The organism is Mesorhizobium sp. M7D.F.Ca.US.004.03.1.1 (assembly GCF_003998635.1).
GTDB lineage: Bacteria > Pseudomonadota > Alphaproteobacteria > Rhizobiales > Rhizobiaceae > Mesorhizobium > Mesorhizobium loti.
Genome location: NZ_RZQG01000003.1, coordinates 18311 through 39758, shown reverse-complemented (window position 1 = coordinate 39758; position 21448 = coordinate 18311). Strand labels below are relative to the sequence as shown.

Genomic DNA, 21448 nt, shown 5'->3' with positions numbered 1-21448 from the left:
GGATGCCTCCCTGCGGAAGATTTCTTTCACGTTCTAGTTCCGAAACCGCATTCGCGATCTCTATAACCCACTCTGCCGAATCCGTCTTCGGAAGAACCAGTGCGTCAACACCCGCCATCACGGCTGCATCGAGATCGGCCGCCAAGGCGCGCAGACCATGATTCACGCGGACCAAAACAGATGCGCCTTTCCGGCCCACCTCTGCCACGCATTCAGGAAGCTGCTGCCGTGACTCTCCTTTCCGATCCTGGGGCACGGAATCCTCCAGGTCGAGAATGACGCCATCTGCGCCCCGCTCATGGGCCGTCTCTACAAAGCGCGGAACGTGAACAGGAACGAAGAGCAGGGATCTCCAGCGCGGTACAGACATCGCGCCTTCAACGGCCGCAAAGGTGTCCTTGATCATGGAGACGCCTTTGCGGCCGATTTTAGCGCGGGCGCTGCCAGTGAGCTTTCTAGGCGGCCGGTGCGCTGAAATGATCCGAGGTACACAGGCATTTTGTAAACCGCGAGCAGTCTCACCTTACTGAAACGCGCGCTCACGCTGACGCGGCTCTTTCGCGCAAAAGCGCCCGCACCTCCTCGCGGACAGCCTCGGTATGAGAGCCAAGAGCCGGGACTGGGCGAAGCGAGGGGAGCTCCGAGTTGAAAATCGCCGCCGGCGCTATCGTCTCGACGGCTCCATCGGGTGTTCCAACCTGCACCCTGCGAATGTGTGGATGCTTTGAAACATCCACCACTTCGTTCAGTCGGCCATATGCCAGGCCGGCCGCCTCGAGCTCCTGCATCGCATCGTGGCAGGATAGTTCAAAAAACCGCTGTTCAATGATCTCATCAAGTTGCGCACGATGAGCGAGGCGCTCCATATTGTCAGCAAAACCAGGTGCGCGTGTGAGCCCGGACTGCTTCAGGAATTTCTCGCAGAAATTCACCCATTCGCGGTCATTCTGAACCGAAAAGATGACCTCTTTGCCGTCGGCACAGCGATAGGCACCATACGGCGCGAGCGACGGGTGTTTCACGCCTGCGCGTACCGTCTGGTAGCCGCTGTAATCATTTTGCAAAACCGGCACGTTCATCCAGTCGGCGACGGCATCAAACAGTGACACCTGGATGCTGGTCCCTTCGCCGGTGACCTCGCGGTGGTACAGTGCCTGAAGAATGGCGCTGTGCGCTGTCATGCCCGCCGAGATATCGCAAACCGAGACCCCTACACGCGCAGGCCCCTGTTGGTTGCCGGTGATAGCGCATAGACCTGTTTCGGCCTGGACGATCAGATCGTAGGCCTTCAAATGGGAATACGGCCCTGACTCCCCGAAACCAGAAATGTCGCAGGTGATCAGCCGCGGATATCGTCGACGCAGATCAGCGGACGCGAACCCCAGTTTTTCTATGCTGCCCGGCTTTAGATTCTGGATGAAGACATCAGCACTGGCAATGAGCGTGTCGAGGACGGCGCGATCCGCCTCCAACCTCAGGTCTAGACAGACCGACTCCTTACCCCGGTTGAGCCAGACGAAGTACGCGCTCTGCCCCCGCACCAGCTTGTCGTAGTTTCGGGCAAAGTCCCCTTCGGGCCTTTCGACCTTGATCACCCGGGCGCCTGCGTCAGCAAGGCGAGACGATGCGTAGGGAGCTGCAACGGCCTGTTCGACCGCCACAACCGTGATGTCCTTGAGACTGTTTAGCATCAGGGCGCTTCCTACGCGGCTTTCAGGTTTTGTGCCCGACGCCGATCAAGCATGGCGAGCAACCGATTTTGTTCGTTGCCTACAATGGAAAGACCTTCGTCGATGCCCATGCCAGGCTTCGCGAGCATCATGTCCGCCTGTGTTGCCACCGAAATGTGAACCGTCGCTCGCGCGGAGAGATCCGTCTCGCTGCAGCTGCCTCCCACATAGGCGTCCACGTTGTTCTCTTTGCACAGAAGCACCGCACGGGCGCTGTCGGCGATCGAGCCCACGTCCGGCGTCTTGATCTGCACGAGATGGGTCGCCTTAGCCTCCGCAAACAGACGCACATCCTCTAAGGTGTTGCAGCGTTCATCGACAACGATGCGCGCACGTGACGCGCGCGCATTCAGAATGCCGACGATCTGCCCGTAATTTTCGACCTGCGCCGGCGTAGACCCGAAGTCGGCTGGCGATTCGATATTCACCGTGAACTCCGGAACCGCGTCAGCAACCTTACTGATGAAGTCGGCGATGCGCTGGACGTCGAGCCCGATCTCCATACCGATCCAGCCGTACACATCGAAATGCAGCACCGGAGAATAGTCTGGTTGGCCGATTTGCTTGACGCGGTGCGCCACCCATTTGACGAAATCCAGAAAGGTTTCTCCCCCAACGCCGAATTTGCTACGCGAGTTGATGAGGCCATGCGGGATCACATCCACCCCCTTCAGGATCATTTTATCGACATTGATTTCGCGCGCATCACCGCTCTGGCAATAAATTGGGACACGACGATGCGGCATGGATAGGCAAAATTCCGAACAAACCACCTCCGCCATGGTACGACGCGCAGCATGGGCAGCAGCGCTTAAAAGGGCTTGGCTGACCCCATATTCGATGCATAGTGGGAGTCGTTTCCCAGTATGGAGATCGAAGACACTGGAGCAGGCTGTCAAAAAGCTGGACGCATCAATGTTTAAGAGCCGCGGGACAACAACACGTGACGTGAGATCCATGATGGCTCCGACGTCAAACAGGGGGTCACGCCCGCCAGCCCCTGAGTATTGCACTCCCATCATATCGCCCCAGGCGACCATATCGTCTTCCAGGACAAGCCCGACGCTTAAGCAAGCTGCCGGAACACGGATATCACGGAAGCCGGGCGTCAATGGCTCGCCGACGTAAACAAAACCGTCCTGGCCAACCCCTGCCCTAATGGCAGCTTGATCGTCATAAAAGAAGGCGCCGTTGCCGGGCGTGAGAATGACGTCTTTGATCTGCACTGAATTATACTCGAGTTTGGCCAAGCTATGAGCTGCGGCCGGATTTGCGCGCTCTGTCCTAAGTTATGCCCCGTTCGGAATCGGTTTTGCCAATATAAAGCCCCGAACGTGCCCATCTCGTTTTAAGATACGATAAAGTTGTTTTACGGGCGTCAGCGGGGACGGCACCGTCCGCCTCCCCTCTTGGTCGCGGTGCGCCGGATCGTCGCCCCTGCTTCCATAACAGAAGCTAGGCGATCAATCCGTCCGGCCAGCTCCCATCTCGGACCGCCACTTTCAACCATGGTTAGTATAAACCAAGCGATCAAGGATCAAGCAATCTTTTTGGCATGATTTTGGAAGACAGGATCAGCCGCTGATCGATCCGAGGAGCTGGCCTATAAGCTCCAGTCGAGGCCAGTGCCTTCATACCGGAGTTACTACAGCTGGCCAAGGCGCGGCTAATCTGTACCTCTAGTTATGCAGCGGCCGCGCAAGGATGGCTACCCCTTCATTGCGGTCGACATGCGCGCCCGATCCTATGGCTAGGACGATTGATGGCCCAGGCGCTCGGATGTCAATGGACGGAGCGGAAACAGAATCCATAGAGTGTAGGATACCTATAAGATCTCCCGACCTCACTTCATCCAACACAGAGCAGCGAGGTTCGAAGATACCCTGCGCGGGCGATTTCAACTCGTCTGATATCAGCGTCTCAAGGGTCTGACTGGACCTTTTGTTACGGAAAGACACGTCCTCGACTTTTCCTTCGACGAGTCCAAGCATAACGAGCGCGTTGCGAACTCCAGCTTCATAAATCGCTAGAGCTTCTGCGCTAACCGTACCACCGCCGAATTCCGCGCAAACGAATACCTTCCCTAGGCTATGTGCCCAACTGTCGAACATCCCAGCCGTGTCGTCATGTTGCCAGAGCAATGTTACGGGCAGCTTAAATGCCGCTGCCATTGCGAGCGTCTTAGCCATGAGATCCGCATCAGCAATTGGATGCGTGATGACCGCCGGGGGAAAATCCCACGTTGGGCCGAAGCTGTGCAGATCGAAAACGATGTCGGCATTTGGCAACAATACGCGTGAAACCGCATCCGCGATTCGTTCCGTAACAGACCCGTCGGCACGGCCCGGAAACACGCGGTTCAGATTCAAACCATCAAGCGGAGTATTGCGGCTCCATGCTTGAACTGCCAATGGATTAAGCACTGGCAGCACGATGATCCTACCACTGGTTTGCGCTTGTGGCAGCCACTCGATAAGCCGCCGCGCGACTAATGGCCCCTCCATTTCATTGCCATGATTCCCACCGGTGATAAGAAGGCGCGGTCCATCGCCCTTATTAAGACTAAAAACCGGAAGCGAGAACTCTTCATGGTCGGCGCCTCCCGGCACAACGAGGTGTCCTCTGCTCACGCCATGCGCATCGAGATCAAACGTAAGATGTGGTGCTTCGTTCATTGCTTAACCTATTGCGGGTGATCTGGCGACTTTGACCGGGCATATGGTCTTGTACACGGCTATTTTTTTCGCCTGGAACTATGCACACGCGGTCACCACTTCGCCAATATAATGTCCGAGACGGCACCATCGCGTTTTCAGATGACCAGGGCTCGCTCTGCTGACCTGTCCCTTGGTTCGTCACCTTGATCCCGGTGCACTAAGGGAGGAGGAAGGTCAAAGTCGCGGTGGGTAGCCGATTTCAGAAATCGCGCGATCAGCCGGTTGACGTTGGCTAGCTGTTCGTTGTTCAGACGGGCGAAGGATCTGTGCGATCCGGTCAGCGCCGTTGACCTCGAATTCCATCCTGGCGCGCAGCAAGAGGATCGGCAGGTCTGAGCTTGCTGGCGAGCAAGGCCGGCCGATCCCAGACATAGTCCGAATCCTTGATCCGCATGTGCCAGATGATAATTGCAAGAGCTTTACTGGTTTCCGTTTTGGACCAGGTGGCCATTTTATCCGCCCGTTGAAGCCCCGAACAGATGCTTGTCGCCAGTCCGTAGGAATAGGTCGGACGCATCATCAGGAAGTGGATCTGCCACGCCAGTTAGGCAGCGGCTTCCTGTAATGTTCGCTGCATGCTCGGTCGAGAACGCCACCAGACGGCATAGAGGACAAGCATCCAGATTAAAGGCAGAAGCATCAAAAGAGAAGCGACTGCAGCAATCGTCGGGTCGATTTGGTGGCGGATATTCTCCAGCATCTTCAAGGGCAACGTCCGCACCGACAGACCGCCGACCAAAGACGTTATGACCGCTTCATCGAATGACTGGAGGAATGCGAACATGGCGCCGCCGATCACTCCCGGCCTGATTAACGGCAGTGTTACGCGAAAAAACGTTTGCAGTGGTCCGGCACGCATACTCTTGGCCGCCTGCTCTAACGTCCGATCGAAGTTGGCCAACGTCGCAGAAACGATCACCACCACAATTCCAACAGCGCCGATACTGTGAGCGAGGGCGATACCACCCTTTGTGCCGATTAGACCAATCTGGATGAGACCCAGATAAGTCGCGATACCGACCACGATAACTGGAAAGGTGATAGGCGTGATTATGATCATTGTCAGCACGCCGCGAAGTCTTGCGCTTATTCGGCTCAATCCGAAAGCAGCAAGTGTTCCCAATAGAGTAGAAATAACAGCTACCTCGACACCAATCTCGACGCTGGTCCAAGCTGCTCCGCTCCAAGATGCATCGCCGAAAAACGAGCGATACCATTGAAGCGACAGGCCCGAAGGCGGAAATTGCAAAAATGCCCCGGAACTGAACGACATGATGACAACGATTATCCCTGGGAATAAAAGAAAGGCCATCACCAAAACGATAAAAACGATCGCGACGACTTTAGGCCATCGCCTTTCCGCCCCAGGCACGTAGCGCCGTCCCGTCCACCGTTTGACACGATAGGGACGCAGAATTTCGCTGAAGTTTCGTTTGATAACAAGAACAATGGGTAGTCGGGACATCGAGCCCTTCGGAGCTCGAGTTTGGCTTTGCTCTTGTTTGCCGGAGAGGTCAAGCCCGACCATGGAAAGCACCACAATGGCAAACCCGAGAAGGATGAAGGACGCAGCGGCAATGCGCGGAATATCGAACGAGCTATTCACCTCGGCCGCAATGAAGGTTGAAAGCATGGCATCGCGCAATCCCCCAAGTGCCGCCGGCGTGATATAGAATCCTAGGCAGAACACAAAAACTAGGAGCGAGCCACTCCGTGCGCCTGGAATGCTAAGGGGGAGAAATACACGCCTGAAAGCGGTGAAAGGTCCCGCTCCCATACTGCGTGCAGCAGCCATCAAGGACCGATCGATCCCCATCATCGCACTAACCAAGGGAAGTATCATCATCGGCAGCATGATGTGGACCATGCCAATATAGACCGCGGTTCGGTTATAGATGAGTTGCAGAGGTCGATCGATCAATCCGACGTCCAGCAAGATGTTGTTGATGACCCCGCGATCCCCAAGAATAACAATCCATGCGTAGGTACGCGCCAGCCCACTGGTCAAATAGGGGATGATCACGAGAGCGATGAGCGTCATGCGCAGAGTCTTGGATGCCGTGACGATCAGATACGCGGTTGGATAGCCTACGATTAAGCAGATGGCAGTTGCGACCAGACTTATTTCTATCGTTTGAAAGAGCACCCGCACATTAGCTGGCTGGGCGAAAAACGCTCCGTAGTATTGGAACGAGAAATCGGGGGCATTGACACTGCTTAGGAAAAGCAAGGTTATAGGGGCACCGAAAACCACAAGCAAAAGCGCGAACGCGGGCGCGGTTAACCCAAGTGGCACCTTGGCCATTCTGCGCAAAAGCTTCATGGATATCCCTTATCAATCGCTTATGGCGAAACGAAGCGAATGTCTGACCGCAGCCACGTGAGGCAAACCTCCTCGCCTGGCTGGAAAACAGGTTGGTCTGCCGCGACATGTTCCCGGACGATGAGAACATTGTTGCCAACGCGAACATGGTATTTTCGCAGAGGGCCGGCAAAAATCATATCGTCGACCGCACCGGCAACATATTGCCGCTGGTCCGTTTGAGCCCACTCCGCAGTCTTCGGAAGTACACTGATGCGCTCTGGCCTTATCATCGCAACGGTGCCGATTTGCGGCGCGTTGCCCCCTCTGGCCAGCAACAAGGCATCCTCGAGAATGTTCGCCTCACCCAGAAATTTAGCGACAAAGCACGATGATGGCCGATCATAGAGGGCCTCTGGTGTATCGATTTGCTCGACACGTCCTGCGCGCATTACAACAATCCGGTCTGACAGAGTAAGCGCCTCCTCCTGGTCATGCGTAACGCACACCGTCGTGATACCGAACTCCTTGTGCAAGCTCTTCATCTCGATCTGCATCTGCTCACGCAGGTTACGGTCGAGTGCGCCAAGCGGTTCATCAAGTAATAGGAAGGGTGGATCGGCAATCAGCGCGCGGGCTAGCGCCACGCGCTGCTGCTGACCGCCACTCAATTGGGATGGCATGCGACCGCCGAATTCCCCTAGATGCACGCGCTCAAGCATACGGGCTACCCGAACCTTCCTCTGATCGGGAGCCATGCCCCGCATTTCGAGAGGGAATTCCAGGTTTCGAGCCACTGTGAGATGCGGGAACAGCGCATAGCTCTGGAACACAATTCCTTGATCGCGCCGGTAGGACGGGACCGAAGCCACTGAATGGCCGGCGATCATAATATCACCCGAACTCGGGGCCTCAAAGCCGGCCAAGAGCATCAGGGTAGTGGTCTTACCCGAGCCGCTCGGGCCGAGAATCGTCAAGAACTCGCCGCGACGCACGGTCAGCGACAGATCCCTGACCGCCGGAACACTCCCGTACATCTTGGTAACACTGCTGAACTGAATTTGTGGCACCGATTGGTTCACATCTGCAGCGTCAACTTCCGAACGGGGGGCGGTATTCATTGCGTGCATGTTCACTGTGGCTCCTCCACCATCGCTGGCGTGCATTAGCAGGCATTTGCCGTACCTTCTGCCGTCGTACCCGATGCCGTGAGCGGAGAGGCTAGTGGGCTACCCCGCTCCCCGTCACATTTTCAGCATCAGTTTCGACTTTAGCCCGGTATGGAGTTACCCCGACCGGACTTTCGCACTTCAACCAACCCTACTGCAGGATCCACTCATTCCACCGCTGGATAAGCATCTCAGTGTTGGAAACACCGCTGGGGCCTACCTCATTGTACCATTTGCCGTTGATGGAAACGCTGCTCTTGATGTAATCTGGGTGGGTAGGGAGCTTGCGCGCAACTTTCTCGGGAAGAAGTTTGAACGCATTGCCGTTGCTTGGTCCCTCAGGAAACAATTGGCAAAATGCTGCCTGACGTTCCGCGCGAGTGGCGAATTCGATAAACTTCTGCGCAGCCTTCGCGTTGGGTGAACCCTTTGGAATGACCCAATAATCCCACTGCAGCTTCGCCTGGTTTCGATTGATCTCCGTCGCGGCGCCCTGATCGATCAACAGTAGAGCTCTTCCGTCATACGATTGAGCGATGTCAACGACCTTATCATGCAACATCTGTTGAATCTCTGATCCGCTGCTCCACCACTTACGGATGTGCGGCTTTATTTTGTCCAAACTGGCAAACACCCGGTCGATATCCATCGGGTAGAGCTTATCGGGAGATACACCGTCCGCTAACAGGGCCTCTTCCCAGGGTCCTTCTGAACCAAACTGGCCGGACACCAAGGTGCGAACGCCGGGAAACTTATCAGCATCCCAGAATTCAGCCCAGTTTGTCGGCCGGGGTTTATCAGCTGGGAATACGTCTGTGCTATATACCATATTATATGAGTAAATCAAATTTGCCACGCCAAACGGTTGCTTGGCAAATTCATAAATTCCGTCTAGCTCTTCTTTCCTGAACAAGGAGTAATCAATTTCTTCAAGAATTCCTTTCTTAGCTGCGACCAAGCCGGACCCTTGCGTAAGCGCCCCGACATCTACCGTGACATTGCCCGATTTTACCATCAACTCGACCTGTCCCATACCCATGTCGTCGGTGATTGGGTTGACCTTGATACCGGTCTCAGCTTCAAATGGCTTAGCGTAAGCCTCAATGTTAGCCTTTCCCCAATCGCCGCCGCCTAGCACTACGTTGATCTGGTTGGGTGTTTGGGCCGCAACGCGGCCCGCAATTGAAGACAGAGCGCCAGCCGCCATGGCGGTCGATGTCGCCTGCAGCAATCGTCGGCGATTTATTTCGTATTTCATGTCGTTACCCTCTTCTTGTGATCTCAGCCTTGATTAGCCAAGGTTGTTTTGCTTGGACAATGTCATGGTGCTAGAGCAGCCTCGGCCAAGTTGACCCAGTATCCAATGCCGTATGGCAGTGCTTCATCGTTAAAGTCGTAGGTTGGATTATGGAGAGCAGCAGTCGATCCATTTCCAAGCAGTATACATGCCCCCGGCCGCGCCTCTAGCATGTACGCGAAGTCCTCTGACCCCAAACTAGGTTTGACTTTGGGGTTCACCGATGAATGGCCGACCAGAGCACGCGCCACCTCTGTTGCCCGACGCGTTTGATCGGGATGATTGACAGTGAGGGGCTCCAGGCGGCGATGCTGAAACTCGACCTTCGCCCCGGAAGCGCGTGCAATATTTTCCGCGCACGCCTCAATCTGTTTTTCAGCGAAGTCGCGCAAAATCGGTGACAGTGTCCTGACTGTTCCGGCAATCTCCGCGCGTTCGGGAATGATGTTGTAAGCTTGTCCGGCGTTCAGCTTTGTGACGGAGATCACCAGGGACTCGGTGGGGTCCGTGTTGCGTGAGACTAGTGTCTGCAAGCCTAAAATGATCTGAGCTGCAACAACGACGGGGTCAATTGTCAGATGGGGAGCGGCCGCGTGACCCCCTCTGCCTTTGACCACAATATCGAACTCGTCGAGCGCGGCAAAAATCGAACCTTCGCAAATGCCGAACGCACCAACCTCCATGCCTGGCCAATTGTGCATGCCAAAGACCTGAGATATCCCGAAACGGTCCATGATCCCCTCCTGGACCATTCTTTGGCCGCCGCGGCCATCTTCCTCGGCAGGTTGGAAGATCAGGGCAACGGACCCTTTGAAGTTCCGGGTCGCGGCGAGGTATTTCGCGGCGCCAAGGAGCATTGCAGTATGCCCGTCGTGACCACACGCGTGCATCTGTCCGGACCTTTTCGACGTCCAAGGTTTGCCTGAAGCTTCGAGTATAGGCAGAGCGTCCATGTCGGCCCGCAACCCGATAGTGGGCCCATCTCCGAGTTGACCTTGGATCAACGCAACCACGCCGGTTTCAGCTATCCTGCACTCGATGTGGTTAATCCCGAAGGAAGCCAGCTTTTCCGCCACAAATGCCGCTGTGTCATTCACCCGATAGTCAAGCTCCGGATTCTCGTGCAGGTACCGGCGCCAAGTCATCGCTTCGATCTCGATCTCCTTGAACCTGTCAACGCCAACCATAGGCACGTTCCCGCATTTGAGTAATTTGGATCAGGCGCCGGTGCGTAATTAATGATCGATGCCACCGGTGTTTTCGTCAAATGCAGTTTGGATATCGTAACCATCTAGAACCGAGATAGCCCCGCGTTCAGGCCTCGGTGTTGGCGCCGGCGACTGCGACCCGATAACAAGCCGTTTGCCCTCAAATGGATAAGCTTCGGCCTTAGAGGACCAGCTGCGAAGTGCTGGCAATCATAAACTCTGGCTCTGCTGGCAACGGCCAATGGCAAAGGTCTGAGTAGGAAGAGCTGTCACCATCGCGACACTCCTCCCCCTCCCACGACCTACTTTCCAGGACTGCATGCGCTTTGCCACTCAATCCGCAAACCGCAGACCCTAGGCGGCGTGGACAAATTCGATGTTAGCAGGGTCGCTTTCCTGCGATCGGGTTGTTAGCATTGGGAATGACACTGGAAGAAGAGAGCGAACGAGCTACGTCGATGCTGATTGGCAAGGTTGTTCGCCGTGTCATGCGCCACCGCGATGGAGAGGTGGTGATCGAGTTTGAGGATGGCAGCCGATTTTTCGCGGATAGCGACAGCCCTCTCGAACTGTCCATCACCTTGGCGGAATAGTATATCCGCCTTACGGAATTTCGGACGTCGATGCGATTGACGTAGCCCAAGAGGATTGATTCAAGGCTGCTTTTTGGAGGCAGGTTTGAGCAGGGGCGATCTCACCGAAGCAGAATGGCGTGTTCTCAAGGGCTTGCTGCCCATCGACCCTGACAAACGCGGCCGAGGTAGACCTCCCAAGCAGAATCGTTCGATCATCAACGGCATTCTCTGGCGGCTCCGCTGCGGCGCTCCATGGCGGGATGTCCCGCCCAAATACGGCAGTTGGAACACCATCTATCGTCGGTTCCGACGCTGGAGCGAGGCCGGGGTCTGGGAGACCGTGGCGGTAATGCTCGCCGAGGTCATGGCGGACAGCGGCCACTACAGCATCGACAGCACCACAGTTCGCGCCCATGTCTCGGCAGCGGGCGGAAAAGGGGGACTCGTGCACCGGACGCCTTCCTTGCGGACAAGGGCTACGATGCCGATACCATTCGCGCCGATCTCGCCGAGCGGAAGATTAAACCCGTCATACCCGGCCGATCAAACCGCCGCGTGAAGATCGAGTATGACCGGGCGCTCTACAAGCAGCGGAACCGAATCGAGCGCATGTTCGGCCACCTCAAAATCAACCGGGCCATTGCCACCCGCTACGATCAATTGGCCAATAGCTTCCTCGGAATGGTCTACCTAGCCACCGCCAGATACTGGCTCAAATTTGTCCACGCCGCCTAGCATCACGCCCGATAAAGTGTTGGCGGGATTTCGCTCAGGAGTTCCGCGCCGCGCTCTGTCACGAGCACGTGTGCGCCGGCACCAAATAGGTAGCCACTTTCGCTGCACAAAATGTTTGGCATGTGCAGGGTCATGCCAGCTCGGAGTGGTTCATTTACATCGGGCTCCAGGCTTAGGTCGCCGCGCTCAGTCCAATTGATGCCAGTTTGGTATCCTGTTCGTTGGCGGAAGACGCCCTTGCGTCCAGATCGCTTCAACACCTCGCCCCCAGCAGCGTGAACGTCCGCCGGCGTAGCACCTGGTCGAATCGAGGAGACAAGGGCCGCAATGACCTCTTCAGCCAAGCCGTGCAAAGATTCGGTTTCGGGATGTTTGCCAAGGACTGCGCATCGAACCATTCCCACTGTATACCCGTGTTTCGAAGCCCCTATCTCCAGAAAGGCAGGTTCGTTGTTGCTGAGAGGATGATGGGTCGCTGGCGCATGGGGCAACTTCACTCGCTCTCCAAACAAAATGGTACCCGGCGCAAGCCCGATATCCCCAGCGGCGTTGCTGGGGTCGTTTGTTACCGCCGCAGCTAGGGCCGCTGCCATTTCGATCTCCGTAATGCCGGGACGAAGCGATTGCTGAAAGGTTCGAATTGCCACGTCAGTGAGTCGAACAGCATCGCGCATACACGCCAACTCAAGTTCTCCTTTCACTGCTGACACTGACGAGACCAGTCGGGTGACGTCAGTAATCTTCAGATCCGGGAGCTGGTCTTGGACTGCGCGCACGTCGGCGGGCGCGAGATTCCAGCAGCCAAGCTCGAAACCGACTCGCTTATTGTCCAGTCCGAGTCGACGCAATACATCGGCGCAGACCCTGCCAAAATCAGGCTGATGTGTATAGGTTTCAATTTCCTCGATGCAGCTATATGAACGTACTGCCTGCTCGTCATATTCTCGGACAACAAATATCGGGACCCGACCCGGCATCAGAATAAGAGGGAAAGGCGCGAAATATCCACCGCTCCCATCGTAGCCGCTGAGATACTTCAAGTGGCCGTGCGCCGTTACTACGATTGCGTCCAAGCCTGCCGTAGCAACCGCATCCAGCACATTGTTTTGCCGGCGCTCATACTCTGATATCGGAAACGGTACACCAGTCAGAGGAATTGCGGAGCGTGTCGTCGCCATATCTCACCTCAATCAGTGTGTCGTGGTTTGGTTGCGCAAAACGCGCGATCGCGTCCATGTTCGAAATTGAACAAAAGCTTCGCCGGCTCATGCGGGGTGACAATCCCCTTTCCTGGCGGCTAGCGTCAAATGCTGTTTTTATATCGGCTGCATCTCGCAGCGAGATGCGCATAGTGCCTTCATCGGCCGCTCAATGCAGGCAACGCTGGTCTCCGACAGCTTTGTTCTCGCCAGAGGATCGCCGACAAAGGCGCCGAGTTGCTCGGCAAGCTCGTCAGCCTCGGCCAGAAGAACCATGCTGACGACCTTGAGCTTGGCAGCGAGTCGGCGCGCCTTCGCATTCTTGCCGGCGAAGCCGCCGACGCCGGGGGAACTGTGCCGGCGCCACGCAACAGCATGTTTGCACTGATGTAAGGCCGCTGCGACACCAGCGACGGCTCTCCGCCGCCACCTCCGCATCTCGCTACCAGATGACACTAATACAAAGACTGCATTTGGCGCATCCGACGTGTAAGAGGATCGTGTCGCGCGAAGTGGTTAAGCTTGGCGGAACCGAATCGGTCGGAGCAATGAGCAAAGCGGCGGGCGCAGATGCGGATGTAGTTTTGCCGAAGACGTTTGCGCCGCTCAGGAATACGACATTTCGCTCAATCTGGTTTAGCCTCTCAAGTCTCTTCCCTTGGCTGGCTGATGCAGACCGTTGCTATCAGCTGGCTAATGGCAACGGTTCCGACCTCCGATCTGATGGTTGCGCTCGAGCAGGCTTCGTCTAACCTGCCCGCTTTCATTTTGTCCATTTTCGCTAGGGGTTCTCGCCGACAACTTCAGCCGTCGAAGAGTCATGTTCGCCGGCCGATGCCTAATGGTAATAGCATCCGCGATGCTACGGCTTCAGTGGTGCTGGGCTTTATCGCCCCGTGGATGATCTTCGGCTTCAGCTTCTTGATCGCAAGTGGTGCCGCGCTCAACGATACCGCCTGGCAGGCTTCTGTTGGCGATATTGTGGACCGACGCGAAGTTCCCGCTGCCGTCACCCTCCTCTCCATTGGCTTCAACACTGCACGGACCGTGGGACCGGCGCTCGCGGCATCATGATTGCGTCGTTCGGACTTATGACGGCTTTCGCTATGTTTACACTCACCTATATGATCCCTTTGGTCACCATATGGCGATGCAAATGGAAGGTTCGCTCCTCACTTCTCCCACGTGAGTCAATGAGGACGGCCATCTATGACAGGCTGCGCTTCACAGCGATGTCATCGGAAATCAAGACGGCGATCGCCCGCGGAACCTTCTTTGGCCTGTCGGGCATCGCCATACTCGCACTGCTGCCATTGGTTGTCCGCGATCAGCTGGGCGAAGGACCGCTCGCCTATGGCACCATCATCGCCGGCTTCGGCACAGGCGCCGTCATGGCTGGCGTCGCCAACAGCCTATTAAGACGGAGCTTGTCAGAAGAGCAACTAATGACGCTGGCATGCGTCGCCTGTGCGGCGTGCTCCCTTTTTCTGGCACTGCCTCTTCCATTGCGAGCGGCGTCCTGTTTCCCCTTCGCGAGGGTCGCGAGGCCGAGCCCGACCCTTTGGAGGAATTCGACGCGCCGGCAGTCGCCCTCAGTCTCAAGCCGAGAAGCGGCCCCATCGTGGTCAAAGTCGAGTACCTCATACTCGTGGAAAATCTAGAAGAATTCCTCGCCATGCGCGGGTGCCGGCATGTACAGAGTCGCGTTGGTGCTCGGCACTGGACTCTCCAGCGCAACCTTCAGGAGCCTGTGCTATGGACGGAGACATTCCGTACGCCGACCTGGACCGACTACCTTCGCCTGAATCATCGCCTTACCGAGGCCGACAAGGAACTGGACGAGAGAATCATCCTCCTCCACAAAGGAAAGCATTCTCCACGAATAACATTGTCAATCGAGCGCCCCACGAGTGCTCCACGCAAGCCTGAGTCATCAACGCCTTTTTTCCCCCGCCATTCAACGAAACGGCCAGCGTGCCACCGCAGGCTGAATGAAGATACATAAGAAGGCACGTCAACTGCTAACCACATCGGGCGGGCAACAAGCATCGCCGCCTTCGGGTATATGACAGACAGAATGTAGCGGACTTGAAAAATGAAAGGCGCTCACCCACCGCCAACATTTCTCGGCTGGTTCCCGGCATTCAAGGTCCTGCGGCTATACGCGAAGGCGGCAAGCCGCGTTGAAGTCGTCGATATTCAGTCGCATCGAAGGACAATGACGTGTTGCCCTGATGCCACTCTCTGCGAGGTTAGCTTGTTTCTCGGATGAGGAGACAGACAATGGTCTGCCCCCTGAAAGGTCCTCCCTGAGGTATGTGTCCATTCTTGAACTCGGCTCGACAATGATAGCGAACCCTGTTGACCGTCGCACTGTCAGTCTCGAATCAAGTGCTCTCCTACAGCAGATGCGATTATCGCCAATGCGTACTGGTAGCGCCCGAAGCGCGCGTTATCGGCAGCCGCCGAGGGCCGTGATGCGGCCGCGATCGAGCCTTGTAGTAACAGACGCGCTCTCCGGTGGTCGGGCCAGCACCTTACCCCTCTTCCCTATGGCCCCAAGGCAGAGCAATTGCCAATGCGGGACATCCCGCTTCTAAGTCTCCTGCAACATTATTGGAGGCCGCGACGGCCCTGCTCGTGACGATCAGGGGTGGTCGCCGCACACCAGCGGGATCATTGCCCCACAAGCGCATCCAGATTCCGGCCGGGCGTTCCGCTGTCAATATCAAAGTCGGCCGGCGGGCGCTAAAGTGTCGATCCTCACCTTGCCGCCAGGTGAGTTCGACCGATATGTTCCTGCTACAATGGTAAGCGGCCTATACTGTCGCATCCTCAACAGTCAGCGGGAGACAGGACGACCCTATGTTCGAGCTCCCTCCGTATGGACTCCTCTGAATATAACAAGGGCTTGTATTCGCCCCGTTGCCAATCGTGATTGAGGTCACGATAATGACTTGAGATCGGAACACCCGACTGACCTGGATTGTTAATAAAGAGACTGTCATCCCATGACCCAACGTCCATGATTATCCGCACTGACGGTCCTTCTGAAACAGAGAATTGGCCGCTTCGGTAACTCGAAAAATTGAGCGTTGAGCTACTTCCGCCGAGGGCTATGGCGCCCAACGACCATTGTTCAGACGTCAGTGCCTGCAGAGGGTGGCGCAAATCAAGCTTATGTATACTGCCCCATGCCCATGAGGCAGAATCGTCGCCAAATCGACATATGCATTCACTCCAGGCAGAAGTTAGGGATTCCATTATGGAATGCTTCAACTTTTCACTAGGCTCTGCCTGTTCGAGCCAAGAGGCTATGGCCGAAGGCTGTAAAGGCACGAGCAGTGCCAACACTTCATCGTCAGCGCTTTCTAAGCGAGCTACTGTCGGGCCAAGGTGTTTGCTAAGCCAAATCTCAAAGAACGCGGCGGCTGGCGAACTCGCATCCAAATGCCGGTCCCAGTTAGAAAATAAGTGCAACGCAGGCATGTTTGCAACCGAACCGAGAAGAGTGTCTAGTTTCGCAAGAATACGAACTGCTATCGGCGAATACACCGAACATTGCAGCGACATGCAGTCCCGCAACGAGATCTTCTCTGATCGTGAGAGAGTTGTATGAAGGGTATCATGTCTGCTGCTGTCAGACCACTCGTAGCCAAAAGCAGGATGCGATCTACTCCATTCCTCCGGAACATTCATTGCGTTGGCAGTGGCGACAAAACCTTTGGCGGGGTTCATCTCGAACGGCCCATCGTCCGGTGACAAATACCCTTCCCATTCGAACCGACCGTCTCCTGGAACCGGAAGCAGGCCGTCCCAATTTCTTCGGACCGGAGCCGCACCTGACGGTTTCCACGCAATTACATTCGACGTGTCCGCATAGATGTGATTAACTGAAGGACAACCCCAGTTTGCTAGACTGGAGGTGTATTCTGAAAATGTCTTAGAGCGCATTACGGCCAAGCTGGCCATGTAAGGTGCCATGCCGGGATCCATCCATACGGTTCTCAGTGCGAAGGCGCGGTCTTTTTCAGCATTTTGGTTTAAAATGGGTCCATGGCGTGTGAACTGAAGCTTTACCTCCTGGTCGGTGTGGGCGCGAACTGGAATTTTCTCGTGTATAGTCTTCACCTGCTCCCAGGCCCCTTTATATAAGTATTTATTTCCCTCACTCTTGGTTTCGTAAACATAAATATCTTCTTGGTCAGCGCCGAAAATAGTCAGACCAAAGGCGGCTGTCCCGTTGTGACCCATGGAGATTCCTGGGATCATAGGCTCTCCAGCGCCAATTACATCGAGCCCGGGCATACTCAGGTGTACAAGATACCTGATGGACGGAAGGACGTGCTTGCGATGCGGGTCTAGAGCAAGGATTGGTCGCTCCGTTGTGGTTTTTGTTGCGGATATGGCCCAGTTGTTTGAGCCCTCTTGGAACACCGTCTGCATGATCTCATCACTCGGTGTTACGCGGGTCCAACGGTCAGCTTCCTGAAGACTTGCTGCAAGTCTTTCCCTCGAGAATGAGACGGGACAGATTGCCAAGCGAAAATCCTGCAGTACTCGATCTGTCATAAAGGCGAGGTCAAGGCCCTCCGCTGGTCGTGGCGCTATCGGAGGTGACAATTCTTGTCTCAACCTGTCGAGGCGGGTACCTCGTTCCACACCTGCCAATGCCATCACCCTGCAGCGCAGAAGCTCCGAAATCGCATTTCGGGTTAGTGAGTGCGTTCGCACGCGAACGACGTCTTCGGGTTTCCAATAGTCGGGAGTGTGACCGAGGAGGCCAAACTCGGGTGGCAAGGCAATCAAACCGTCATGGCAACTGTCTACGTAGGAATTGATCCCCTCGGCAAACGCTGAGCATATCTCTTCGGAATCCGGGCCGTACGCCTGCCATTCTGCACTCATGGCTCCGCGAAATAAAAAGAGACGCGCCGCCCGATCCTGCTCCAAATATCCGGGGCCAAAGTCTCGTGACAGGAGACCGAGACCTCGTTTGCGCGCAATATCAATTTGCCAGAGGCGGTCTCGAGCTGCATTCCAACCCTGCGCGAAAAATAGGTCGTGCAAGTTCTGAGCCTTGATATGAGGAACCCCCCATTTATCAATGTCGATCGTGACCTCACTCTTAAGCTTGTCGGAGCTGTGGCGGTCGAAGGTTATGTTCTTTAACATGTGTTGATCCGTTTGGTTCACCCAAAGATGGTCGGGAATCTGCCAGAGGACGACGTCTGCAGATTGTGGTCGGTTGCGGGCAGAGGGTTGAGGCCGCACTCTTGCAACCTGATCATGTGTGGCGAGCCAATCCTCAGCGCGCCTGGACGCGAACTGGCACGGTGGGCTGCGCACAAGCTCAGCGGGATCCTACTCTCGCGCTTCCGGGAACGAGGCGCTTGCCGAGAACGCTCTGATGTATGTCAGCCAATACGTACGAATACAATATCCGCACATGTTGTCTCGCTGGCCTGAGGCAACGCATTCGATACACAGTAACTCGGTCGAACGGCCTCGTTGAAGGATGGCTCCCTCAATGCGACAAGATCTGGCTGAGAAACAATTTCGTTCTTTCGTGCTGCGGGTTTCTGAAGAAGTCGTGCGGTGTACCCTCTTCGACGATCTCACCTCGATCCATGAAGATTACTCGATCGGCCACGGCGCGCGCAAAGCCCATCTCGTGGGTGACGCATACCATGGTCATGCCGTCGCGTGCGAGTCCGGTCACAGTCTCGAGCACTTCAGCGACCATCTCTGGATCGAGCGAGGAGGTCGGCTCATCGAAGAGCATGACTGCAGGCTCCATACAGAGGGACCGGGCAATTGCGACGCGCTGCTGCTGTCCCCCGGAGAGCTGAGCCGGATATTTGTTCGCCTGTTCGGGAATGCGCACGCGCTCTAGGAATTTAAGCGCGATCTTTCTAGCCTCACCCTCTGGAACGCCCTTTATCCACATCGGCGCCGCCATACAGTTCATCAGCACGGTCATGTGCGGGAAAAGATTAAAGTGCTGAAAAACCATGCCGACGCTTTTGCGAACTTCAGCTACGTTGCGCATTTTGTTATGTAACCTAATCCCAGTGACGGTAATCTCGCCATCCTGGTGCGCTTCGAGCCGATTGACGCAACGGATCAGCGTCGACTTTCCCGAGCCTGAGGGCCCACAGATGACGATACGTTCGCCCTTGCGGACGGTTAGGTTGATGTCAGTTAGTGCTCTGAAGGCACCATACCATTTGGATACATTCTTAGCTTCGATGACTTCGTCGCTCAATATTGCATCTCTCTTGTTCATTGGCGCATCTGTAAGTGCCTTGAAAATGGCCGAACCAACTTAGACGTCTTTTTTAGCTTGACCAATGAATTCACGATCATCGCTTCTTACTTCTGGCAAAATGGTCCTCGATCCGGGATTGGACCAGTTCCAGGCAGGCGGATAAAATCCAATAAATCATTGCCGCTGTTACTAGCATCTCCATAGTATGGAAGGTTGGCTGGCCGAGTGAGTGAGCTAGATACGTCAGCTCCCAAACGCCAAGAACCGAAACGAGAGAGCTGTCTTTGAGCATTGAGATGAACGTGTTTCCCATCGGGGGAATGATAACCGGAAGCGCTTGCGGCAGAATGATTCTGCGCATTGTGAGCGCAAAGCCGAAACCTAATGACCGGGATGCCTCCCACTGGCCGCGATCGATGCTGGCTATGCCCGAACGGAAGATCTCCGTCATGTAGGCACCACTGCATAGCGAAAGCGCCAACACGCCTGCAGGCACGGCATTAATAACGTAACCTACCTGGGGCAAGCCCATGTAGATCAGATAAACCTGCATGAGAAGCGGCAGACCCCGGAAGCATGAAGTGTAGAAGCTGACTATCGCGTAAGCCATGCCGTTGCTTGACAGTTTCGCAATCGCGCCGATTATTGCGATAGCCGACGCAAATAGCAGTGACATCGCTGATACGTAAACTGTAGTAACTACCCCCTGCGTAATTAGAAATGGCAGGTTTGCCCAAATAAATGGCATGCTTAAGTCAAATGCCGCGAAGAGCGAAAGGAACAGTAGCACCAACTCAAACCATACGATCCCGATTTGGATTTTGAGCGGGACAAAACCAATCAGCACGAGGTTGAGGCAGAACATTGCGGCAATTACAAAAGCGATCGCAATGCGACTGTAAAACTTCACTTGTGCGTGATCGCCAATCACGGGCCGTAGGAGTTCGCCCATCGTGGTGCCCGCTACGTTGAAGATAAGAAAAACCGCGAGCACAATTGCAAATATGCAGCCGATAAACCATGGCTTGTGGACGAGCACCTCAGATTCAACTGTATCGTGGTAAAGCATAAGCATTTTCTTCCTAAGAAGAGGCGCCCCCGGGAAGGGGACGCCCACGATTGTGTCATGTTATTTATCGACGCTGAAATCCCCCCCGAACCACTTGACCGAGAGTTTAGCAAGAGTGCCGTCATCCTTCATCTTCTTGACCGCGGCAGCGACCTTGTCGATAAACTCCTTATCGCCACGCTCGATTGTGACAGCGCCCGGGGCGTAGAATAAGGGATCGCCAATAACCTTCAATGGATAGCCAGATTTGATTGCCGCAGCCGCCGTCGTTCCTTCAGTAATGACGCCATCGAGACGAACACCATCGCCGAGGCGCAGGTCGTCAAGCGTAAGAGAGTTAGCACTTGGATAAGCCTTCACTTGGCCCGCTGTAAATTGATATTGTATTGGCTTAGCGCCGATCCATGCCGGTGTGAGCTTGTGATTGGCATACAAATCGCCAAGAGTTCCCGCTCGGACGCCGACGATCTTGCCCTCCAGGTCGGAAGGCTTCGTCGCTTTGCTATCCTTGTGAACGACAGCGACTTCGCCTTCGTAGAAGTACATGGCCGGGAAGGCGAATTTTTTGGCGCGATCGTTGGTCGGCGTCATTTGACCCATGGCCATGTCCCAACGCCCCCCCCACTGGCCTGCCTGAATGATATCCCAGCCCGGGGTCACGAATTTGATCTTCACGCCCAAGTAGTCCGCAATGCCCTTCGCGACCTCTACATCATCACCGTCGAGTTCATGTTGGTCGTTCAAGTGAGACAAGGCTCCCCAGTCGGACCCGACCGCTACCGTCAATGTCTGTGCCGCGAGCACACGATCAAGGACTTCGCCGGCGCAAGCCTTGGCTGACAAAGACATCGACGCAACCGCCATGGAGACTGCAACTACGACCGTCGTTACATGATTGTTCATCTATAGTTCCCTTTTTTCTCGTTCTTATTTTCTTGAAAGCTACCTTCGTCGCCACCGAGAGGAGTGTCTTAGCGGTGCGCCATTGCTCCCTGCTGATTGGACCCATCCCGGTCCGTCATTTAACGAACGACACCTTATCGCTCTGCATTGTTGGCATTCAGCGAAATCGAGTTCGATGATGCAGGTTTCCTGCGAACTACCCTTGGCTTTCGCCGGATCGCTCTGGCGATTTCACAAAGCACGGATACCCTGGCCTCAGAGAGGTCGGCGAAC

At 55.5% G+C, this 21448-nt stretch carries 16 protein-coding genes and 2 pseudogenes; 4 read left to right on the top strand and 14 right to left on the bottom strand.

Features of this window, described 5'->3' with window-relative positions:
- From EN935_RS00730 to EN935_RS00695, 9 genes are all read right to left on the bottom strand, one after another.
- Positions 1 to 406 (bottom strand): aldolase/citrate lyase family protein (locus EN935_RS00730; protein ID WP_245488798.1); only part of this gene is annotated, 406 nt, incomplete at its 3' end.
- A 133-nt stretch (positions 407 to 539) separates the two neighbouring features.
- Positions 540 to 1691 (bottom strand): CaiB/BaiF CoA-transferase family protein, encoded by a 1152-nt coding sequence (locus EN935_RS00725; RefSeq protein WP_063169312.1) that lies wholly within the window; start codon positions 1689 to 1691, stop codon positions 540 to 542.
- 11 nt (positions 1692 to 1702) lie between these two features.
- Positions 1703 to 2956 (bottom strand): methylaspartate ammonia-lyase, encoded by a 1254-nt coding sequence (locus tag EN935_RS00720; RefSeq protein ID WP_063170371.1) that lies wholly within the window; start codon positions 2954 to 2956, stop codon positions 1703 to 1705.
- Between the two features lie 453 nt (positions 2957 to 3409).
- The gene (locus EN935_RS00715) at positions 3410 to 4405 is read right to left on the bottom strand and encodes a succinylglutamate desuccinylase/aspartoacylase family protein (RefSeq protein WP_063169313.1); all 996 of its coding nucleotides are present in this window, start codon (positions 4403 to 4405) and stop codon (positions 3410 to 3412) included.
- A gap of 319 nt (positions 4406 to 4724) precedes the next feature.
- Positions 4725 to 4898 carry a hypothetical protein gene (locus EN935_RS40595; RefSeq protein ID WP_164548525.1) on the bottom strand — a complete coding sequence of 58 codons (174 nt, stop codon included), beginning with the start codon at positions 4896 to 4898 and terminating at the stop codon, positions 4725 to 4727.
- 93 nt (positions 4899 to 4991) lie between these two features.
- A complete protein-coding gene (locus tag EN935_RS00710; RefSeq protein ID WP_063169314.1) occupies positions 4992 to 6770 on the bottom strand; it encodes an ABC transporter permease subunit in 1779 nt (592 codons plus the stop codon).
- A 20-nt stretch (positions 6771 to 6790) separates the two neighbouring features.
- A complete protein-coding gene (locus tag EN935_RS00705; RefSeq protein ID WP_224570037.1) occupies positions 6791 to 7879 on the bottom strand; it encodes an ABC transporter ATP-binding protein in 1089 nt (362 codons plus the stop codon).
- Positions 7880 to 8069: 190 nt separating this feature from the next.
- Entirely contained in the window at positions 8070 to 9176 is a 1107-nt protein-coding gene (locus EN935_RS00700) for an ABC transporter substrate-binding protein (protein WP_063169315.1), read from the bottom strand.
- A gap of 62 nt (positions 9177 to 9238) precedes the next feature.
- Positions 9239 to 10402 carry a M20 aminoacylase family protein gene (locus tag EN935_RS00695; RefSeq protein WP_063169316.1) on the bottom strand — a complete coding sequence of 388 codons (1164 nt, stop codon included), beginning with the start codon at positions 10400 to 10402 and terminating at the stop codon, positions 9239 to 9241.
- A gap of 443 nt (positions 10403 to 10845) precedes the next feature.
- Between EN935_RS00695 and EN935_RS40590 the strand changes: the two genes are divergently transcribed.
- On the top strand, positions 10846 to 11016 hold the full coding sequence (locus EN935_RS40590) for a hypothetical protein (protein ID WP_164548526.1): 171 nt from the start codon (positions 10846 to 10848) through the stop codon (positions 11014 to 11016).
- Between the two features lie 85 nt (positions 11017 to 11101).
- Positions 11102 to 11733, top strand: a pseudogene (locus EN935_RS00690) (IS5 family transposase).
- 2 nt (positions 11734 to 11735) lie between these two features.
- On the opposite strand, the gene EN935_RS00685 reads toward EN935_RS00690, so the two are convergent.
- On the bottom strand, positions 11736 to 12911 hold the full coding sequence (locus tag EN935_RS00685) for a Xaa-Pro peptidase family protein (protein WP_063169317.1): 1176 nt from the start codon (positions 12909 to 12911) through the stop codon (positions 11736 to 11738).
- Positions 12912 to 13169: 258 nt separating this feature from the next.
- Here EN935_RS00685 and EN935_RS40585 point away from each other — a divergent pair, with 258 nt between their 5' ends.
- Together EN935_RS40585 and EN935_RS00675 are read left to right on the top strand one after the other, a co-directional pair.
- Positions 13170 to 13325: a hypothetical protein gene (locus EN935_RS40585; RefSeq protein ID WP_164548527.1), complete on the top strand. Its 156-nt coding sequence runs from the start codon at positions 13170 to 13172 to the stop codon at positions 13323 to 13325.
- 155 nt (positions 13326 to 13480) lie between these two features.
- Positions 13481 to 14937 (top strand): annotated as a pseudogene (locus EN935_RS00675) (MFS transporter).
- 830 nt (positions 14938 to 15767) lie between these two features.
- Here EN935_RS00675 and EN935_RS00670 read toward each other — a convergent pair.
- The 4 genes from EN935_RS00670 to EN935_RS00655 all read right to left on the bottom strand — a co-directional run bounded on the left by EN935_RS00670 (position 15768) and on the right by EN935_RS00655 (position 21175).
- Entirely contained in the window at positions 15768 to 18107 is a 2340-nt protein-coding gene (locus tag EN935_RS00670; RefSeq protein WP_063170375.1) for a penicillin acylase family protein, read from the bottom strand.
- A 352-nt stretch (positions 18108 to 18459) separates the two neighbouring features.
- Positions 18460 to 19203: an amino acid ABC transporter ATP-binding protein gene (locus tag EN935_RS00665; protein WP_135921822.1), complete on the bottom strand. Its 744-nt coding sequence runs from the start codon at positions 19201 to 19203 to the stop codon at positions 18460 to 18462.
- Between the two features lie 94 nt (positions 19204 to 19297).
- Positions 19298 to 20272 (bottom strand): amino acid ABC transporter permease, encoded by a 975-nt coding sequence (locus tag EN935_RS00660; protein WP_063170377.1) that lies wholly within the window; start codon positions 20270 to 20272, stop codon positions 19298 to 19300.
- A gap of 60 nt (positions 20273 to 20332) precedes the next feature.
- Positions 20333 to 21175, bottom strand: a complete 843-nt coding sequence (locus tag EN935_RS00655) for a transporter substrate-binding domain-containing protein (RefSeq protein ID WP_063169318.1) — start codon at positions 21173 to 21175, stop codon at positions 20333 to 20335.
- Positions 21176 to 21448 lie beyond the last annotated feature (273 nt).

Coding starts and splice junctions, on each gene's coding strand:
- EN935_RS00725 (WP_063169312.1), bottom strand. CDS start 1,691: ATGCTAAACAGTCTCAAGGACATCACGGTTGTGGCGGTCGAACAGGCC.
- EN935_RS00715 (WP_063169313.1), bottom strand. CDS start 4,405: ATGAACGAAGCACCACATCTTACGTTTGATCTCGATGCGCATGGCGTG.
- EN935_RS40595 (WP_164548525.1), bottom strand. CDS start 4,898: ATGGCCACCTGGTCCAAAACGGAAACCAGTAAAGCTCTTGCAATTATC.
- EN935_RS00710 (WP_063169314.1), bottom strand. CDS start 6,770: ATGAAGCTTTTGCGCAGAATGGCCAAGGTGCCACTTGGGTTAACCGCG.
- EN935_RS00705 (WP_224570037.1), bottom strand. CDS start 7,879: ATGCACGCAATGAATACCGCCCCCCGTTCGGAAGTTGACGCTGCAGAT.
- EN935_RS00700 (WP_063169315.1), bottom strand. CDS start 9,176: ATGAAATACGAAATAAATCGCCGACGATTGCTGCAGGCGACATCGACC.
- EN935_RS00695 (WP_063169316.1), bottom strand. CDS start 10,402: ATGGTTGGCGTTGACAGGTTCAAGGAGATCGAGATCGAAGCGATGACT.
- EN935_RS40590 (WP_164548526.1), top strand. CDS start 10,846: ATGACACTGGAAGAAGAGAGCGAACGAGCTACGTCGATGCTGATTGGC.
- EN935_RS00685 (WP_063169317.1), bottom strand. CDS start 12,911: ATGGCGACGACACGCTCCGCAATTCCTCTGACTGGTGTACCGTTTCCG.
- EN935_RS00670 (WP_063170375.1), bottom strand. CDS start 18,107: ATGTTAAAGAACATAACCTTCGACCGCCACAGCTCCGACAAGCTTAAG.
- EN935_RS00660 (WP_063170377.1), bottom strand. CDS start 20,272: ATGCTTTACCACGATACAGTTGAATCTGAGGTGCTCGTCCACAAGCCA.
- EN935_RS00655 (WP_063169318.1), bottom strand. CDS start 21,175: ATGAACAATCATGTAACGACGGTCGTAGTTGCAGTCTCCATGGCGGTT.